The following is a 17,988-nucleotide window of genomic DNA, read 5'->3' as shown; positions in this document are numbered from 1 at the left end:
AAACCTAAGTAATTTAAACCTGATGGCAGCGGCAGCCCCGAAGTATGAGGGCTACAGTGAACAGCAGGACTGAACAAACCCAAGCACTACTAAAGCACCTTTCCGAATAAGTTCATATAATTTTAACCGCCCCGCCCTTAAAACCCCGATGAAAAGCAAAACCCCACATTTCCAAAACACTAATAATCCGACTAAACAAAAAATCCCGAGCTCAATAAATGAATCCGGGATCTATATTTTATAATTACTTAACTTACTTCTAGCTATTCTAAACAAATGACCATTATCGGTTACAGAATAAAGCGCCCCGTCTTTACCTTCTACCATATCACGGAAACGTTCGCCTTTACCTTCCAGTAATCGCTCTTCACCAACAATTTTATCATCTTTTATTACCAATCTGATAATATGCGAACCACCCAAGCCACCTACAAACAAATTTCCTTTCCATTCGGCGATACTATTGCTGTTATAAAACGCAATACAGCCAGGCGAAATACTTGGGTTCCAATAATAAATAGGTTGCTCCATGCCATCTTTCTGTTGAATACCATCACCTACCTTTTTACCACTGTATTCTGTTCCGTAGGTAATAATTGGCCAGCCATAATTTTTGCCTGGTTTAATAATATTCACCTCATCGCCACCTTTAGGACCAAATTCGGCTTCCCATAAATCACCGGTTAAAGGATTAATGGCTAAACCATCTGGATTTCGCAATCCATAGGCATAAATTTCTGGTTTTGCATCTGCTTTGCCAGCAAATGGTCCGTTCGCCACAGCTTTACCATTAGTGGTAAGGTGTAAGATTTTACCCAAAGAAGAATTTAAATATTGTGCCTGAATTCTGATATCGTTACCAGAACGTTCGCCAGTGCTTACAAATAAATTACCATTCTTATCGAAGACAATTCTCGAACCGTATTGAAGTTTACCGCCGTAAGCTGGCGTAGCGCGGTAAATAATGGTTTGGTTTTCTATTGTAGTTTCATTAGCTGCTAATTTACCTTTGGCAATAGCCAGTAACACACCTTTATCCTGTGGCTCTGAATAAGCCCAATAAATCATTCTGTTTTTAGCAAAGTTTGGATCTAAAGTTACATCTAATAAACCTCCCTGGCCAGATGGATCTACCTTAGGTAAACCGGTTATCTTTTTGCTTAATTTCCCATCAGGAGTAAGGATCACCATTGTACCCTGTTTTTGTGTAATTAAAAAACCACCGTTTGGAAGAACTGAAATGGCCCAAGGATTTTCTAACTTTTCATTAATAATCGTGATATCCAGAGGCGTTTTGGTTTTTACTCCTCCAATTCGGGTCTGCCCGGCAAATGCTGGCTTATAATCTGCTGATGGTTCGTTGGTTTCAACAGGGTTCTGCGCCGATACACATGCAATATTTGCACAGTTTAGGGCTAAACCTGCCAATAAAATACCTAAAGTTTTATTGTTAAATAGGTTAATAGACATGATTGTTAGTTTTTTATTAAAGAAACAAAAATAAGTTTGCAATAAAAAACCCAAATCCATCAAATGAACTTGGGTTTTAAATATGTTACAAGCCTTTAGGCTTTGGTTTTTCTGCTTTAAGCTTAAACTAGGCTAATTGCTTGTTTAATTTTTCTGCTAATACTGATTTTGGAACAGCACCAACTTGTTTGTCAACAACCTGACCATCTTTAAAGTATAATAAAGCCGGGATGTTACGGATACCAAACTGCATTGAAATTTGAGGGTTGTTATCAACGTTTACTTTTCCAACTACCGCTTTTCCATCATATTCTTTAGCGATTTCTTCTACTACTGGACCAACCATGCGACAAGGGCCACACCATTCTGCCCAAAAATCTACTAATACGGGTTTATCTGATTTTAATACAAGCTCCTCGAAGTTTGCATCTGTGATTTCTAATGCCATAATTATTTTTTTTATGTTCAAATATATGTATTCAATTGTAATGCCAACCCATCTGTAGTGTCAATTTGACATTAGGTAAACTCTTTTATCCGCACGTCACCCTGAACTTGTTTCAGGGTCTACCATTTAAGATGCTGAAATTAAATTCAGTATGACGCCTCAAGACCGCCTTACACCTTAGTTTAACTTGTAATTTACAACATTAAGCCCGAGTAATTGTTCTAAAAACTTATTGTTTGGATTTATTTTAAGATTTTTGGATGGCATATCCAACATAATCTCCTTTTCCCGATCAAAAATAGCGAAGTTAAGTTGGCAGTTTTGTTGCTCGGAGTTTGCCTTATTGTCTGCTAATATGGCTTCAATCTCGCGCATCAGCTGGTCGTTAACCCGCTCAATCGGCACCTGGATAGTTAAACTTTTAGCTAATTTATCTCTCAATTCAGACATCAAGTTAATTGCGGTGATTTTAAACTCCCAATCTCCAGCTTTACCGAAACGTTCACCAACCCTGCCTCTAATCTGCAAGAAATATCCTTCAGTTAAAAACGATTTAAATTTTAAAAAATCTTCTCCGAACAAGGCCATTTCACTTGCATCGTCATAATCTTCAAAAACAAAAGTACCAAATGGCTTACCCGTTTTGGTAATCCGCTGTGATGCGGTTACCACAAGTCCGCCTACGCAGAGCTCACGGTTTTTCAGCTTTTCGAATTCAGCCAAAACCTCTTCGTTGTTATCGCCCATACGTACCTTATTGATGATACTCAACTGTTTAACGCCATGGGTACAGAATTTATCGAGTTCGAGTTTATAATTATCTAAAGGGTGGCCAGAAAGGAAAATCCCAATAGCATCTTTCTCGTATTTTAACCTATCCATTAATGCCCATTCTGGCGAAACTGGCAAACTTGGTTCTAAAATAAGATCGGCTTTAGAGCCTCCGAATAAGGAAGCTTGCGACGTACTTTCATTATTCTGAAAATCGTTGGCATATTTAATAATCTTTTCAATGCCATTCATTTTGTCGTTCGGGCCGATATAAAAATACTGTGCTCTGTGTCCTCCAAAAGCATCGAAAGCACCACTGTATACAAAACTCTCGTAAGCTTTTTTATTTACGATACGGGTGTTAGATCTTTTGGCAAAATCGTAAACACTATTATAATGCCCGTTAGTTAATCTTTCTTCAATAATGCTTTCTACCGCCTTTTCGCCCACACCTTTTACTGCCGACATTCCAAAACGGACTTCGCCTTTGGCATTTACCGAGAATTTGAGATCGGATTCGTTCACATCTGGACCTAATACTGTAACACTCATCTGGCGACATTCTTCCATAAAGAAAGCTACCTGTTTAATATCGCTCATGTTATTGGATAGTACAGCAGCCATATATTCAGCAGGATAATGTGCCTTTAAGTAGGCTGTTTGATAGGCAATCCATGCATAACAGGTAGAGTGCGATTTATTAAAAGCGTAAGATGCAAATGCTTCCCAATCTTTCCATATTTTTTCCAGAGTTGTGGCATCATGACCTTTCTCGGCCGCTTGTTTCACAAACTTTGGTTTCATTTTATCCAGAACGTCTTTCTGTTTCTTACCCATCGCCTTACGCAGTACGTCGGCCTCACCTTTGGTAAATCCAGCCAGTTTCTGCGATAAAAGCATTACCTGCTCCTGATAAACGGTAATTCCGTAGGTTTCCTTTAAATATTCTTCGCAGGCATCTAAATCGTATTTAATTTCTTCTTCGCCATTTTTACGACGAACGAAACTCGGGATGTACTCCATTGGTCCCGGGCGATATAATGCGTTCATCGCAATTAAATCGTCAAAAACCGTTGGTTTTAGTTCCTTCATGTATTTCTGCATCCCAGGACTCTCGTATTGGAAAATCCCAATGGTTTCACCACGCTGGAAAAGCTCATAGGTTAATACATCGTCGATTGGAAAAGTATCCGGATCGAGATCGATACCAAACCGTTTTTTAACCAGTTTTACAGTATCTTTTATCAGGGTAAGGGTTTTTAAGCCCAAAAAGTCCATCTTTAATAAACCCGCGCTTTCTACAACCGAGTTATCAAATTGGGTAACATATAAATCAGAATCTTTTGCAGTAGAAACAGGAACGAAATTGGTAATATCGCTTGGCGTAATAATTACCCCGCAAGCATGGATACCGGTGTTCCGTAAAGAGCCTTCTAAAATCTGTGCCTGTTGAATGGTCTCGGCACTCAAATCTTTTAATGCGCCAAGGTTTTTCAATTCAACAACGCGTTCATATTCATCAGGGCGCAAAGATTCTTTCAAGGTTTTTTCATCCAGCGTGAAGATTTTGGCGAGCTTCATGTTTGGAATCAGCTTGGCAATCTTATCTGCTTCAAAAAGTGGTAAATCCAATACCCTTGCTGTATCGCGGATAGAAGATTTGGCAGCCATGGTTCCGTAAGTGATAATCTGCGCCACCTGGCTGGAACCGTATTTATTAATTACGTATTCCATTACACGGCCACGGCCCTCATCATCAAAATCGATATCAATATCGGGCATGGATACACGATCGGGATTTAAGAAACGCTCGAAAAGGAGATCGTACTTAATAGGATCTATATTCGTGATCCACAAACAATAAGCAACCACCGATCCGGCTGCAGAACCACGGCCAGGGCCTACAGAAACATCTCTTCGGCGGGCTTCTGCAATAAAATCCTGTACAATTAGGAAATAACCCGGATAACCTGTTTTCTCGATGGTTTGCAATTCGAAATCTAATCGCTCAGTAATTTCAGGGGTTAATACGCCATAACGTTTCTTGGCGCCCTCGTAGGTAAGGTGCCGTAAAAATTTATTCTCACCGCGTTTTCCACCGTCGGCTTCATCCTCAGCAACCAAAAATTCGTTAGGAATGTCGAATTTAGGTAAGAGTACTTCGCGGGCAAGTTTGTAGATTTCGATCTTATCTACAATTTCTTTAATATTTACAATCGCCTCAGGCAAATCGGCAAAAAGCGATTTCATTTCATCACCAGATTTGAAATAATATTCTTGATTGGGCAAACCATAACGGTAACCGCGGCCACGGCCAATTGGTGTCGCCTGTTTTTCGCCATCTTTTACACAAAGCAAAATATCGTGCGCATTCGCATCCTTTTTGTTAATGTAATAGGTATTATTGGTGGCTACCAATTTAACCTCGTGTTTGCGCGCCAAAGCAATCAACGATTCGTTTACACGGTCTTCATCTTCTTGATTGTGGCGCATTACCTCTACATAGAAATCATCGCCAAACATGTTTTTCCACCAGATCAAAGCTTCTTCGGCCTGGCTCTCACCCATGTTTAAGAGTTTATTAGAAATCTCCCCCGAAAGGTTACCGGATAAAACGATAATATCATCTTTATACTGTTCAATCACCTGCCTATCGATACGTGGCACATAGTAAAAACCTTTGGTATAAGCGATAGAAGACATTTTAGCTAAATTGTGATAGCCTTTTTTGTTCTTCGCCAGCAACACCATCTGGTAACCATTATCTTTTGCTGTCCGATCGAGATGATTGCCACAAACAAAAAATTCTACCCCAACAATCGGTGTCATTACCACTTCCGTTGGGCGCTCGCCTGCCTCAATTGCGACAGCATTTTTTGCTTCGGCAGCTTTGTTATGATTTAAAACATGGTTTACAAAATGGAAAGCCCCCATCATATTTGCATGATCGGTCATGGCTACCGCCTGCATTTTTTGTGCTGCCGCAGCTTTTATCAAATCTGGAATACTAATGGTACTTTGAAGTACCGAAAACTGGGTATGGTTATGCAAATGCACAAAAGTTGCTGCTGCAAGCTCTTGTTTATTCCCCGCAAGTTCCTGTTTGGAAATTCCTCCGCCTTCGGCTTTTTGTAAACGCTTGCGGATTTCATCAGAAGCAGCTTTTAAATTGATGTGTTTTAAACCAACTCCTTCAATCGTAGCTGGGTTTACCTCTCTAAAACGAGGAAAATATTCAACGTCAACCTGTAATTCTTCCTTTTTAAAAACCTCTCTTTTTACCAGTTCTAAGAAACAACGCGTGGTTGCTTCCACATCAGCAGTTGCATTGTGGGCCTCGTTAAAAGGAACACCAAACAAATAAGCATGTAACTCGGTTAAGGTTGGCAGTTTAAACCTTCCGCCCCTACCGCCGGGTAATTGTAAAAGCTGGGCGGTAACTTCGGTACAGGTATCTAATACAGGTATTTCTGCCAAACGGTTAGCCACACCAAAACGGTGAAACTCACAACCCATAATGTTCACATCGAAGCCGACATTCTGGCCTACAACAAACTTAGCTTTGTTTAATACTTCATTAAACTTGGCCAGCATTTCCTCAAACCCAATACCTTGTTCGGCAGCCAGTTCAGTAGAAATCCCGTGAATCCTTTCTGCATCGTACGGAATATTAAATCCCTCTGGTTTAACCAGATAGTCCTGATGTTCAACCAATCTCCCCATCTCATCATGCAATTGCCATGCAATTTGTATACAACGCGGCCAATTATCCGTATCGGTAATAGGTGCGTTATAATTACGTGGCAAACCAGTGGTTTCAGTATCAAAAATTAAGTACATATTGTGCGGTAAAGAATTAACCGTTTGAGAATAATAACGGTTCTTCAAAAATAAGAATTTTGACAGGTGGTTTTGTCAGATTTTATCAACAAAAATATGACGATCAAACCTATCAGATTTTAAAAACCTGATAGGTTTTTTTAAAGTATTAATCCCGAACTCATTATCAAGTCTGTTCTTTTTTGACCGTTTTATTTTTTTTTGAAATGAGTGGTTCGGTTTTTCATCGGGCTTTTCAGCCACGCTTTCCGTTTGTAGTGCCGGCGTGAAGCCGGCAGCTACCACTGCAATCGGGTTTATTTACCAAAGATCATAGCACAATGGCTGCCACCTAAACCCGACCATAGCGAGATGCCGATTTTTTTCATCGGCAGAAGCGGGGCGGGATTGAATTAACATCAATGCTGCTGCAATTGCTTTCCAAACTAAAACATATTGGTTGATCGATTGTAAATAAAGTACTTTTGAGGATATTGTATCATAAAGACAATTTAGCCACATGCTATCATGTTGTCCAAAGGACTCCTACGGAGAGCCTGTCGAAACACCTTAAAGAATATTTAATAAGTCCTTCGACAGGCTCAGGATGACAAATCTATATTTATGATACAACCTCTTAAAATAACGGTAAAAATCATCGCATCACCTTAAGCTGAAAACCGCCAATTGAAAACTGCTAAAAATGTTCCAAACTTACCAATTCAGTCACATTATATCTTTTCTGCCTGTACATTTCTATAATATGCACCAATAAATCTGCCTCCATTTTGGATTCGCAGACCATAATAAACAGGCATTTCTCATCAGGATGACCTACAGCTACATAACTATAATCATCGCATTGGTCAGTTCGATAATCCAATTGCTTTAATGCTTCTGCTTTGGAACATATTAAGTAAACCATCATCAAATTATAAAGTTTTGAAAAGGATTTTTAAACCTTATATTTATTTCTACCTTCGATTAATATTTAACGATACGCAAACCATTAAAATAAAATATATGAAAGTAACGGTTGTTGGCGCAGGTGCAGTTGGTGCTACTTGTGCAGATAATATTGCCCGCAAAGAATTAGCGAACGAACTTGTCCTGTTAGATATTAAAGAGGGTTTTGCCGAAGGCAAAGCGATCGACATGATGCAAACCGCAACCCTTTTGGGTTTCGACACTAAAATTACCGGCGTAACCGGCGATTACAGTAAAACTGCTGGTTCTGATGTGGTGGTAATTACCTCAGGCTTGCCCCGCAAACCAGGGATGACACGCGAAGAACTGATTGGCATTAATGCCGGTATTGTTAAAGGTGTTGCCGAAAATATTTTAAAATACTCTCCAGAAGCCATCTTCATCGTGATCAGTAACCCAATGGATACGATGACTTACCTGGCCTTAAAATCTTTGGGTCTACCTAAAAACCGCATTATCGGCATGGGTGGAACGTTAGATAGCGCCCGTTTCAAATTTTATTTATCGCAAGCTTTAAATTGCAACCCTAACGATTTACAGGGCTTTGTAATTGGCGGCCATGGCGATACTACTATGATTCCTTTAACCCGTTTAGCTACCTACCAAAGTTTACCGGTTAGTAATTTATTGGATAAAGCTACGCTTGATAAAGTTGCAGCCGATACCATGGTTGGTGGTGCTACTTTAACAGGCTTAATCGGTACTTCGGCCTGGTATGCACCAGGTGCCGCGGGCGCTGCATTGGTTGAAGCAATTTTACGTGATGAGAAGAAACTGTTTACCTGCTGCGTTTCTCTTGAAGGAGAATACGGACAGGAAGATATATGTTTAGGTGTACCCGTAATTATTGGCCGCAGCGGCTGGGAAAAAATCATCGATTTTAAATTAACCGAAGATGAGCAAGCGGCATTTAACAAAAGTGCCGATGCCGTAAGGAACATGAATAATGTACTGGTAGAAATGAAGTTGGTTTAAGACCATTCTGAAGATTAATCTTTAACGAAAGCATTAAATTACTAAGATAGGTTTCCTCGGTTCGTCATTCCCAACTCGATTGGGAATCTTAATGCAATAGGCTTTAAGGTTCCCGCCTACGCGAGAATGACGACCGTTCTTTACATCCACCTATTTTTAACTACCTGTTGGCAATTTTAACAGAACCATTCAGTAATTGACAACTACAAGCTGCTTTCTTCCTCAGTACAACATCAATAAACAATGAAATCAATTTCAATCCCACTAAAACTGATAAACTTACAGGACGACGGCTTCCACCTTTTAGTGGAAGTTATTGTTTTTAAAGAAAAACATTTTGCAGTTTTAGATACTGGTGCCTCACGGAGTGTATTTGATAAATCGTTGATTGAGCAACACCTATCAGAAACCCTGCAGGTATCTGACGAAATTAATGCAGCTACTCTTTTTACCACCACCACTACCATCCAGGCTACCATTCCTGAACTAAAAATCGGCCCGTTAAAGGTCAAAAACTACGAAACCGTGGCTTTTGACCTGCAATCGGTTAGCGAAACCTACCAACAGTTTGGTCACCCGCCTATTATGAGTATTATTGGCGGAGATATCTTAATGGAATATAAAGCCGTTATTGATTACAAAAAGATGATCCTTAGGCTTTATAGATAAATGTAATTTTACTTTATGACTTTAATCATTTTTATTAAACTTTTTTAAATGATATTTGAACCTGATGAAAAAGTTAATTACAATCTTTTGTGTCATTTTCTGGGCAGGTTTAATCGGTGGAATTAGTTTTTTGGAAGCTCCATTAAAATTCCAGGCCCCAGGAATTACAATTCCACTAGGCTTAGGTATAGGCCAATTGGTTTTTCAGGCCCTCAATAAAATAGAGATCGTATTGCTGATTATTATTTTAGCCTGCTCCCTACCCGCACCTTTAAAAAACTTTCAGAGTATTTTACTTTTCTCAGTTACCATTCTTTTAATGCTTGATACTTTTTGGCTATTGCCAATACTCGATGAGAGGGCAAAACTGGTTTTGGCAGGCAACGCACCAGCTAAAAGTTATCATCATATTGTGTACATCATTGCCGACATCATCAAATTCCTATCGTTAATTGTTCTGGGTTTTGTAAGTTTAAAATCACTTCACCATGAAAAAAGATATTCATAATAGAGAAGATATTATCGTTTTAGTGGATACGTTTTATAAAAATGTTGCGCTTAACAAACAGATAGGTCCAATATTTACCGATGTTGCAAAAGTAGACTGGTCGCACCATTTGCCAAAAATGTACGATTTCTGGGAAAGTATACTTTTCGGAAAAGCAATTTACAAAGGCAACCCCATGCTTACCCATTTTGCTTTGAATGAACAAACACCCCTGCAAACTGAAGCATTTGAAACCTGGAAAAACCTCTTTTTCCAAACTGTCGACGATCTTTTTGTAGGAGAAAATGCAGATCTGATTAAACAAAAAGCACAATCTATTGCTGATTTAATGCATTTTAAAATAAATTCACCTCAATCGAAGATCAAAATTGTTTAGTGAATTTTACTTTGATTTAAACCGCTTTCTTTATAAATTTAGTTAACCAAACTAAATCAAATTATGAAATTCCTCAAAATCTTACTTGGTATTATTGTCGTATTGGCAATAATCATTATTGTGGGTGGCTTCTTTTTGCCTAAAAGTTATACAGTGAGCAGGTCTACTGTAATTAATGCTCCAGACAGCGTAATTTACAAGAATGTGGCCGACTTTAAAGAATTCTACAAATGGAATCCATGGGCAAAAATGGAACCTTCAGCAAAAACCACATACGCTGGCATTGCGGGCGAGCCTGGTCATTTGTATGAATGGAAAGGTAAGGAAACAGGAAGCGGCTATATGAAGATAAAAAGTGTAGCACCTAACAAACAGGTAGATATCGAATTAAAATTTATTGAGCCTTTTGAAAGTTTAGCAGATACAAAATTCGACATTCAACCTGAGGGAAGTAGCAATAAGGTAACCTGGAGTATGAGTGGAGAAAATAATCTGATCAGTAAATGGATGTGTGTGTTTGTGAGCATGGATAAAATGATCGGCAAAGATTTTGAAAACGGACTTAAATCCCTGAAAGAAAAATCAGAAAAAGGAATCTAAATCACTGTATCAGTCTGAGCGTAGTCGAAGACCACTTAAAAATTATTTATTGCCTCTCATTTGAGAGGCTTTTTTATGATTCAATTTCCGATAATTCAAACAATTGTGTCGGCTCTGCGTTAAAAAAGCATTAAAAATCAGCTAACCGGTCATTAATATTTTGTAATTCCCTATTTTTTAGATTACTTGCCAGCAAAATGAATTTATTACTTGTAGAAGATGAACCGAGCGTTGTATCTGTAATTTCGAGGGGTTTAACCGATGAGGGATTTACCGTGAGTATAGCTCCTGATGGTTTAATCGGGAAACAGATGGCTATAGAAAATCAGTTCGATCTGATTATCCTCGATATTATGCTACCTGGAATAAATGGTTTGGAACTCTGTAAAATCATTAAAGAACAAAAACCAAACACGCCTATTATTATGCTTACGGCTTTAGGTACTACCGAAAATGTGGTAAACGGACTGGATAATGGTGCAGATGATTATTTAATAAAGCCATTTAAATTTGCTGAACTTTTTGCCAGGATCAGAATGCTGTTGAGGCGATATCATGGTGTGGTTTCGCAAGATCAGATTATCTCCATAGCAGACCTCCAGATTAATTTAAGTGCAAAAACGGTAAAACGAAACCAACAGGAAATTATACTTACGGCAACAGAATATCGGCTGATCGAGTATATGGCCAAAAACAAATCAAAAATTTTATCGCGAATAGACATTTTAGAAAACGTTTGGGATATCGATTTTAACCTTGGCACCAATGTGGTTGATGTTTATGTTAATTATCTTCGCAAAAAAATAGATAAAAATTCCGATCAGAAACTCATTCACACTGTGGTAGGCTTGGGTTACATATTAAAAGAAAAATAAATGGAGATAGCCAAGAAAATCACTTTACTTTTCGCCATTTTATCGGCAATTATTATCTCCTTATTAAGTGGTTTTGTTTGGTATTTTTCTAACGACTTCGCCTTTGAAGATTTTTATAAACGTTTAGAGGCTAGGGTTAATATTGCTGCCCAGATTAAATTGTACGAAGACGAAAACAATAAGGTTTACGCTAAAATGCGTAACCAATACCTTGAGCGACTGCCTTCAGAAAAAGAGTATATCATTGAAGCTGGAAAACCAACCAATAAATTGGACCGAGAGCTACCAGCTAGTTTTTATAACCGCATAAATGCCGGATATGTAGCACGCTATCGTGTTGAGAATCACTTTTACGCTGGAAAATTCTTTAAAAATCCACATAAAGGATATATAGTGATTGTTTCTGCAAATGATCCTTTCGGCTTTCGGGAGCTAAAAGACCTGCAAAGAATCCTGATTATTGGTTTTTTCCTTTCTGTTGTTTTATCTTTTGTAGTTGGCTGGAAATTTTCTAATTACATGTTAATGCCCCTAAGAAATATAATTAAGAGCGTAAAAAAGATAAAAGCAGAAAATTTGCACTTAAGACTGGATGTAAAAGAAAGCAACGATGAAATGTCGCAGTTGGCCCAAACCTTTAACAATATGCTTAACCGTTTAGAAACGGCTTTCGAAACACAAAATAATTTTATCAGCAATGCTTCGCACGAATTAAGAACACCCTTAACTATTATTAGTGGCGAGGTTGAACTAGCGATGAAAACTGTTGAGGATAACCCTAAACAACACAAAGCCTTATCTAAAATTAAAGACGAGGCAGAAAGATTAGAGCATATCTTAACCAGTTTACTGGGTCTGGCACAATCTGGCTTTAATGGAAAAAACCAACCCTGGGAAGAGGTACGGATGGACGAATTGTTATGGGAAATTAAAGAATCAGTTAACCAGGTACATCCCAACAGTAAAATAGAAATCGACTTTACCAAACTTCCCGATGATGAGGAATTACTAACCCTGCGGGTAAACAAAAACCTGATTAAGCTTGCCATCAGCAATATTGTAAACAATGCCTGTAAATACTCAAATGAGAATCTGGTAAGCATTAGTATCGAAAGCAATGCCAATATGCTCTCAATTGCTGTAACAGATAGGGGAATCGGAATACCGCAAACAGATATACAGCATATATTCGAACCTTTTTATCGTGCATCTAACACCAATGATTTTAAGGGATATGGCGTTGGCTTACCACTTTCATTAAATATTATCCGTTTACACCGAGGTAGTATTGCTATTAAATCGCAGGAAGGGGTTGGCACTGAGATTAAGGTTTTATTGCCGACGAAAAGTTAATCCGTTTTAATGGTTAATTGTTTAAATCGTTAAACTGGTTAACTGTTACTAGTCTAATGGTACAATTAACCGATTAACCAGTTCATACAGTTAACCAAATTTACTGTCACTCCAAAAGGGAGTACACTCTAATCTCATTCTAATCTTACTCTTATTTCGCTATAATAACATCATGCTAAACTTGTATAAATAATTTTTCAATTCATTTAAACAAGATATAGCGATGAAAACAGTATTAGTACCAACCGACTTTAAATTAGAAAGCATTAAAATTATTGATGCACTTATTCAACATCAAAAAAATGAAACCTTAAACATCATTTTTGTACATGCCTTTAAATTATCGGATTCTATAACCGATATGTTAATGTTGAGTCGCCGCAGCCGCGATTACGAAAATGTTAGCGACGAATTTTATCAGCAGATAAATCAGGCCAAGGCAAAATACCCTAGTCAGATCAATGCCATTGGAATCGAATATTTTTACGGAAGTACAGTAGCCGCTTTCAAAAACTTTATCGAAGCTTTTGACGTAGAACGCATTGCCTACTTGAAAGAATACGATTTTACGCCGATCAACAAGTATAGCATCGACCCTAAAATATTAACAGAACGCGCAGGCTGCGAAGTAATCCAATTAAATACATTAACTGTTCATGCTAGCGAAAATTTAATTGACACAAAAATACACGAAACACAGTTGCAAGAAGCAAACGCTTAATTATCACATTTTAAACTTTATACTATGCTGTTACGAAATAATATTCCGCTCACTTATATATTCGGAAAGATCAAAAAAGAACTCCTGTTTGTTATTGGCTACTCCATAGGTATTGTGGTATTGTATGAAAACTTTCATGTTACACGCATTTCCATTCCTGTAGCTGTACCAGCGCTACTGGGAACAATCATTTCACTTCTATTGGCGTTCCGGTCTAACCAGGCTTACGATAGATGGTGGGAAGCCAGAATTCTTTGGGGTGCTATTGTTAACGATTCCAGAACCCTGTCGCGCCAAATATTATCTTTTGTAGAAAATCCTTATGGTTTAGATGAGGTTGAGGCATTTAAAGAACGTTTTATAAAAAGGCAGATTGCCTGGTGTTATGCCTTAAGTCAATCGCTAAGAGGTTTTAACCCACGCAAAGGTTTGGAAGAATACTTATGTGCAGAGGAAATCGCTTTTATTAAAAAACGTAAAAATGTAACTACAACGATATTGGAGTTACACGCCATGGACTTAAAAAAGGCGTTGCAAGAAGGCTGGATCAATAAATATCAGCAAATAGAAATCGATAAAACCATTACAGCTTTATGCAACCACATGGGCGGATCGGAAAGAATAAAAAACACCGTTTTTCCGGTTACTTATAGCAAATACATTAACATGTCTATCCATCTATTCATCGTGTTACTGCCTTTTGGCTTAATCGAATACTTTGGTTACATGGAAGTTCCATTAGTGGTTGCCATAGCTGCCTTCTTCCTATTGGTAGAAAAAATGGCGGTGCATCTTCAGGATCCTTTTGAAAATAAACCTACGGATACCCCGACAACAACAATTTGCCGAACTATCGAAAGAGATTTGTGCCAAATGCTGGATGACAATAAAATATACGAGGACAAACCTCAAACCGAATTGGCACCTGTAGGGTCATATTACATTCTGTAATCATCATTGCCATAAAATAATCTCATCCATTGAGATGGTTAGTTAATCAAAATGTACTTGTACTGGATAGCACAATCGTTTTGAAAGGTTTATAGTAAAACAAAGCCATTCGTAAACAGAATGGCTTTGTATTTATATTCCTAAATTAATTTACAACTACAGTGTGTGTTCCATCTGGATTAACAATTATTGATGTGCTTCCATTATTAATTACAGTAGAATGTGTTCCGTTAGGATTTACAATAACAGATGTACTCCCATTATTGATCACAGTAGAATGTGAACCGTTTGGATTAACAATAGTAGATGTGTTGCCGTTTTTGATGACCGTTGAATGCGTGCCATCCGGATTAACTATTGTTGCCATGTTCCAGTTATTCACCACAGTTGAATGAGTTCCATTGGCATTAACAATGGTAGAAATATGTCCTGGGCTACTAAAAGCTGAATGTGTAACATAGGGATGCATTGCTATTGAGGTCTTACAATCCATTGAAGATTTTAGCTTAGGGATAACCTTCAATTTCAACAATTGAGTCGCTGGACGCATCTTTTGACTTTTACGCTGTGATTGCGCACTAACTATTATCGAGCCCGATAATAGCAGTAAAATAATTACTGTTTTTTTCATTTTGATTTTATTTGTGTGTAAATAAATTTACAAAATAAAAAGCGACACATTCATAATATAGCAATAAATTAATAACGTATTTTCGGGCGAGGTCAGCTGTTTTCATCTGATTTATGACTATTAAATTCATCCAAATTAGAAAAATTCAATATGGTGTAAAATGGTAACATTTTACACCACGATCCAACAAAAAACCCTCTCCAAGTTTAATCTTGAAAAGGGTTCATTTATTTCGCTATCAGCTTTTTCTTTGAGCTTTCAGCTCAATTAAGCATCAATTTTCGCATATTTTGCATTACGCTCAATAAACTCTCTACGTGGAGCAACTTCATCGCCCATTAACATAGAGAAAGTGTGATCGCATTCTGCAGCACTTTCAATAGTAGCCTGTAATAAAGTACGTGTAGCTGGGTTTAAAGTAGTATCCCAAAGTTGTTCTGCGTTCATCTCACCTAAACCTTTGTAACGTTGAATGTGTACGCTGTCTTCTTTACCATTACCTTTAATACGTTGTACAGCTGCATCGCGTTGTACATCATTCCAGCAATATTCGAAATCTTTACCTTTTTTAACCTGGTAAAGCGGTGGCGATGCAATGTAAACATAACCTGCTTCGATTAATGCCCTCATATAACGGTAGAAGAATGTTAAAATCAAAGTGGTAATGTGAGAACCATCAATATCCGCATCCGTCATAATTACGATTTTGTGGTAACGTAATTTGGTCATGTTTAATGCTTTATCATCTTCTGGTGTACCAATACTCACCCCGATAGCGGTAAACATATTTTTGATCTCGTCGTTCTCATAGATTTTGTGCTCCATCGCTTTTTCTACATTCAAGATTTTACCTTTTAACGGTAAAATAGCCTGAATGTTTCGATCACGACCTTGTTTAGCGGTACCACCCGCCGAGTCACCCTCTACCAGATAAATTTCACATTTTTCAGGATCACTGTCTGAGCAATCGGCAAGTTTACCTGGTAAACCAGAACCACCCATTACACTCTTACGTTGAACCATCTCACGCGCCTTACGTGCTGCAGCACGGGCTGTAGCAGCTAAGATCACTTTGTTAACGATCATTTTAGCCTCTTTCGGATTTTCTTCCAAATAAGCCCCTAAAGCTTCGCCAACAGCAATATCAACCGCACCCATTACCTCGGTATTACCCAATTTGGTTTTGGTTTGGCCTTCAAATTGAGGTTCTTGTACCTTAACAGAAACCACAGCTGTTAAACCTTCTCTAAAGTCATCACCAGTGATTTCCATTTTCAGGTTTTTCAATAAGCCAGATTTATCGGCGTAACTTTTCAGCGTACGTGTTAAACCTCTACGAAAACCTGCAATGTGTGTACCTCCTTCATGTGTGTTGATGTTGTTTACATACGAGTGCACATTTTCTGAGTAGCTATCGTTGTATTGAAAAGCCAACTCAACCGGAACACCATTTTTAATACCATCGATATAAATCGGTTCTGGCAAAAAAGATGCACGTGTTCCATCCAAAAATGTAACAAACTCTTTTAAGCCACCTTCAGATTGAAAAACTTCTGATAAGAATGTTCCATCTTCTAAAGTTTCACGCTCATCTGTTAAGGTTAATTTAATTCCTTTATTCAAGAAAGCCAATTCGCGCAAACGAGCAGCTAAAGTATCGTACTTGTATTCAGTTGTCTGTGTAAAAATGGTTGCATCAGGGCTGAAAGTTACAATCGTACCGCGCTTATCGGTAACACCAACTTCTTTAACATCGTATAAAGGTTTACCGATATTGTATTCCTGCATCCATATTTTACCTTCACGGTGAACTTCGGCTTTTAAATGTGTAGATAAGGCGTTAACGCAACTTACCCCAACACCGTGCAAACCACCAGAAACCTTGTAGGTATCTTTATCAAATTTACCACCTGCGTGTAAAACCGTCATTACGATTTCAAGCGCCGATTTATTTTCTTTTGTATTGATCCCGGTTGGAATACCACGACCGTTATCTTCAACCCTGATGGAGTTACCCTCTAAAATTCTAACGTCGATTGTATCAGCATGACCGGCCAAAGCCTCATCAATTGAGTTATCTACAACCTCGTAAACCAAATGGTGTAAACCTTTTACACCAGTATCACCTATATACATTGAAGGGCGCTTACGCACCGCTTCTAAACCTTCTAAAACCTGTATATTATCTGCCGAATAATTTGACTTTAAATCCTGTTCTTCGCTCATATTTTAATTAAAAACAATAAGTATCAAAAATACGGAAATTTTGGCATTTAAACTAATATGTGGATAAATTTTGAGCTGTTAAGAGATTACAGTTAAAGCGATTAAAACAGGTTTAAATCAGGTTTTGGAAAGCAAAACCAGCATTCCAATCCATGCCTCTTCCCGCTTTCCATTATAAGTCCCGTAGAAGAAGCGGGAGCTTTCCATTTCAATCGGGTTTAGGTGGCCACAACCTGCAAATATTATAGGATTATCGCACCAGCCCACCAAACGTTCCGACGGAACGAAAACGCCAATTATTCAATTGGCTACCCACGAAACGTCCCTAAGGGGACGCTAAGAGTTAACATTTCTAATCCGACAACCCGTTCCAGAGGAACGCCTCATACCTCATTTTCAAGTCTCCCATGAACATTAAGAGTTAACATTTCTAATCCGACAACCCGTTCCAGAGGAACGCCTCATGCCTCATTTTCAAGTCTCCCATGAACATTAAGAGTTAACATTTCTAATCCGACAACCCGTTCCAGAGGAACGCCTCATGCCTCATTTTCAAGTCTCCCATGAACATTAAGAGTTAACATTTCTAATCCGACAACCCGTTCCAG

General features: G+C 38.2%; 15 protein-coding genes. 9 read left to right on the top strand and 6 right to left on the bottom strand.

The features are described 5' to 3' along the window. Window positions 1-231 precede the first annotated feature (231 nt). The 4 genes from J7E57_RS24735 to J7E57_RS24720 all read right to left on the bottom strand — a co-directional run bounded on the left by J7E57_RS24735 (window position 232) and on the right by J7E57_RS24720 (window position 7,436). Window positions 232-1,470, bottom strand: a complete 1,239-nt coding sequence (locus J7E57_RS24735) for a PQQ-dependent sugar dehydrogenase (RefSeq protein WP_215125827.1) — start codon at window positions 1,468-1,470, stop codon at window positions 232-234. Between the two features lie 127 nt (window positions 1,471-1,597). Beyond that, on the bottom strand, window positions 1,598-1,918 hold the full coding sequence (trxA, locus tag J7E57_RS24730; RefSeq protein ID WP_029275428.1) for a thioredoxin: 321 nt from the start codon (window positions 1,916-1,918) through the stop codon (window positions 1,598-1,600). Window positions 1,919-2,095: 177 nt separating this feature from the next. Next, a complete protein-coding gene (gene dnaE, locus J7E57_RS24725) occupies window positions 2,096-6,529 on the bottom strand; it encodes a DNA polymerase III subunit alpha (RefSeq protein ID WP_215125828.1) in 4,434 nt (1,477 codons plus the stop codon). Window positions 6,530-7,205: 676 nt separating this feature from the next. Beyond that, complete coding sequence (locus tag J7E57_RS24720) at window positions 7,206-7,436, bottom strand: lipocalin family protein (RefSeq protein WP_215125829.1); 231 nt, start codon at window positions 7,434-7,436, stop codon at window positions 7,206-7,208. A gap of 95 nt (window positions 7,437-7,531) precedes the next feature. Between J7E57_RS24720 and mdh the strand changes: the two genes are divergently transcribed. The 9 genes from mdh to J7E57_RS24675 all read left to right on the top strand — a co-directional run bounded on the left by mdh (window position 7,532) and on the right by J7E57_RS24675 (window position 14,523). Continuing rightward, window positions 7,532-8,470: a malate dehydrogenase gene (gene mdh / locus J7E57_RS24715; protein ID WP_215125830.1), complete on the top strand. Its 939-nt coding sequence runs from the start codon at window positions 7,532-7,534 to the stop codon at window positions 8,468-8,470. A gap of 243 nt (window positions 8,471-8,713) precedes the next feature. Beyond that, entirely contained in the window at window positions 8,714-9,139 is a 426-nt protein-coding gene (locus J7E57_RS24710) for an aspartyl protease family protein (protein ID WP_215125831.1), read from the top strand. Between the two features lie 64 nt (window positions 9,140-9,203). Next, window positions 9,204-9,647, top strand: coding sequence for a hypothetical protein (locus tag J7E57_RS24705; protein WP_215125832.1), 444 nt, complete (start codon window positions 9,204-9,206; stop codon window positions 9,645-9,647). After that, a complete protein-coding gene (locus tag J7E57_RS24700) occupies window positions 9,628-10,023 on the top strand; it encodes a group III truncated hemoglobin (protein WP_215125833.1) in 396 nt (131 codons plus the stop codon). The genes J7E57_RS24705 and J7E57_RS24700 overlap by 20 nt, the downstream gene beginning before the upstream one ends. Window positions 10,024-10,086: 63 nt before the next feature. Further along, window positions 10,087-10,623 carry an SRPBCC family protein gene (locus J7E57_RS24695; RefSeq protein ID WP_215125834.1) on the top strand — a complete coding sequence of 179 codons (537 nt, stop codon included), beginning with the start codon at window positions 10,087-10,089 and terminating at the stop codon, window positions 10,621-10,623. A 197-nt stretch (window positions 10,624-10,820) separates the two neighbouring features. Continuing rightward, complete coding sequence (locus J7E57_RS24690) at window positions 10,821-11,498, top strand: response regulator transcription factor (protein WP_215125835.1); 678 nt, start codon at window positions 10,821-10,823, stop codon at window positions 11,496-11,498. Then, window positions 11,499-12,851, top strand: a complete 1,353-nt coding sequence (locus J7E57_RS24685; protein WP_215125836.1) for a sensor histidine kinase — start codon at window positions 11,499-11,501, stop codon at window positions 12,849-12,851. Between the two features lie 223 nt (window positions 12,852-13,074). After that, on the top strand, window positions 13,075-13,572 hold the full coding sequence (locus J7E57_RS24680; protein ID WP_215125837.1) for a hypothetical protein: 498 nt from the start codon (window positions 13,075-13,077) through the stop codon (window positions 13,570-13,572). A gap of 24 nt (window positions 13,573-13,596) precedes the next feature. Beyond that, window positions 13,597-14,523, top strand: coding sequence for a bestrophin family protein (locus tag J7E57_RS24675; RefSeq protein WP_057932456.1), 927 nt, complete (start codon window positions 13,597-13,599; stop codon window positions 14,521-14,523). Between the two features lie 145 nt (window positions 14,524-14,668). Here J7E57_RS24675 and J7E57_RS24670 read toward each other — a convergent pair whose 3' ends face one another. Next, the gene (locus J7E57_RS24670; RefSeq protein ID WP_215125838.1) at window positions 14,669-15,016 is read right to left on the bottom strand and encodes a hypothetical protein; all 348 of its coding nucleotides are present in this window, start codon (window positions 15,014-15,016) and stop codon (window positions 14,669-14,671) included. 405 nt (window positions 15,017-15,421) lie between these two features. Continuing rightward, window positions 15,422-17,380: a DNA topoisomerase (ATP-hydrolyzing) subunit B gene (gene gyrB / locus J7E57_RS24665; protein ID WP_215125839.1), complete on the bottom strand. Its 1,959-nt coding sequence runs from the start codon at window positions 17,378-17,380 to the stop codon at window positions 15,422-15,424. Window positions 17,381-17,988: the final 608 nt, after the last annotated feature.

The organism is Pedobacter sp. ISL-64, assembly GCF_018613605.1.
In the GTDB taxonomy this organism is placed as follows: Bacteria; Bacteroidota; Bacteroidia; order Sphingobacteriales; family Sphingobacteriaceae; genus Pedobacter.
Note: the sequence above shows the minus strand (reverse complement) of the source record. Positions and strands in the feature narration are given on the sequence as shown.

What these genes read in the sequence shown, in the direction of transcription:
- J7E57_RS24735 (WP_215125827.1), bottom strand. Translation starts at nt 1,470, where the DNA reads ATGTCTATTAACCTATTTAACAATAAAACTTTAGGTATTTTATTGGCA.
- trxA (WP_029275428.1), bottom strand. Translation starts at nt 1,918, where the DNA reads ATGGCATTAGAAATCACAGATGCAAACTTCGAGGAGCTTGTATTAAAA.
- dnaE (WP_215125828.1), bottom strand. Translation starts at nt 6,529, where the DNA reads ATGTACTTAATTTTTGATACTGAAACCACTGGTTTGCCACGTAATTAT.
- J7E57_RS24720 (WP_215125829.1), bottom strand. Translation starts at nt 7,436, where the DNA reads ATGATGGTTTACTTAATATGTTCCAAAGCAGAAGCATTAAAGCAATTG.
- mdh (WP_215125830.1), top strand. Translation starts at nt 7,532, where the DNA reads ATGAAAGTAACGGTTGTTGGCGCAGGTGCAGTTGGTGCTACTTGTGCA.
- J7E57_RS24710 (WP_215125831.1), top strand. Translation starts at nt 8,714, where the DNA reads ATGAAATCAATTTCAATCCCACTAAAACTGATAAACTTACAGGACGAC.
- J7E57_RS24705 (WP_215125832.1), top strand. Translation starts at nt 9,204, where the DNA reads ATGAAAAAGTTAATTACAATCTTTTGTGTCATTTTCTGGGCAGGTTTA.
- J7E57_RS24700 (WP_215125833.1), top strand. Translation starts at nt 9,628, where the DNA reads ATGAAAAAAGATATTCATAATAGAGAAGATATTATCGTTTTAGTGGAT.
- J7E57_RS24695 (WP_215125834.1), top strand. Translation starts at nt 10,087, where the DNA reads ATGAAATTCCTCAAAATCTTACTTGGTATTATTGTCGTATTGGCAATA.
- J7E57_RS24690 (WP_215125835.1), top strand. Translation starts at nt 10,821, where the DNA reads ATGAATTTATTACTTGTAGAAGATGAACCGAGCGTTGTATCTGTAATT.
- J7E57_RS24685 (WP_215125836.1), top strand. Translation starts at nt 11,499, where the DNA reads ATGGAGATAGCCAAGAAAATCACTTTACTTTTCGCCATTTTATCGGCA.
- J7E57_RS24680 (WP_215125837.1), top strand. Translation starts at nt 13,075, where the DNA reads ATGAAAACAGTATTAGTACCAACCGACTTTAAATTAGAAAGCATTAAA.
- J7E57_RS24675 (WP_057932456.1), top strand. Translation starts at nt 13,597, where the DNA reads ATGCTGTTACGAAATAATATTCCGCTCACTTATATATTCGGAAAGATC.
- J7E57_RS24670 (WP_215125838.1), bottom strand. Translation starts at nt 15,016, where the DNA reads ATGGATTGTAAGACCTCAATAGCAATGCATCCCTATGTTACACATTCA.
- gyrB (WP_215125839.1), bottom strand. Translation starts at nt 17,380, where the DNA reads ATGAGCGAAGAACAGGATTTAAAGTCAAATTATTCGGCAGATAATATA.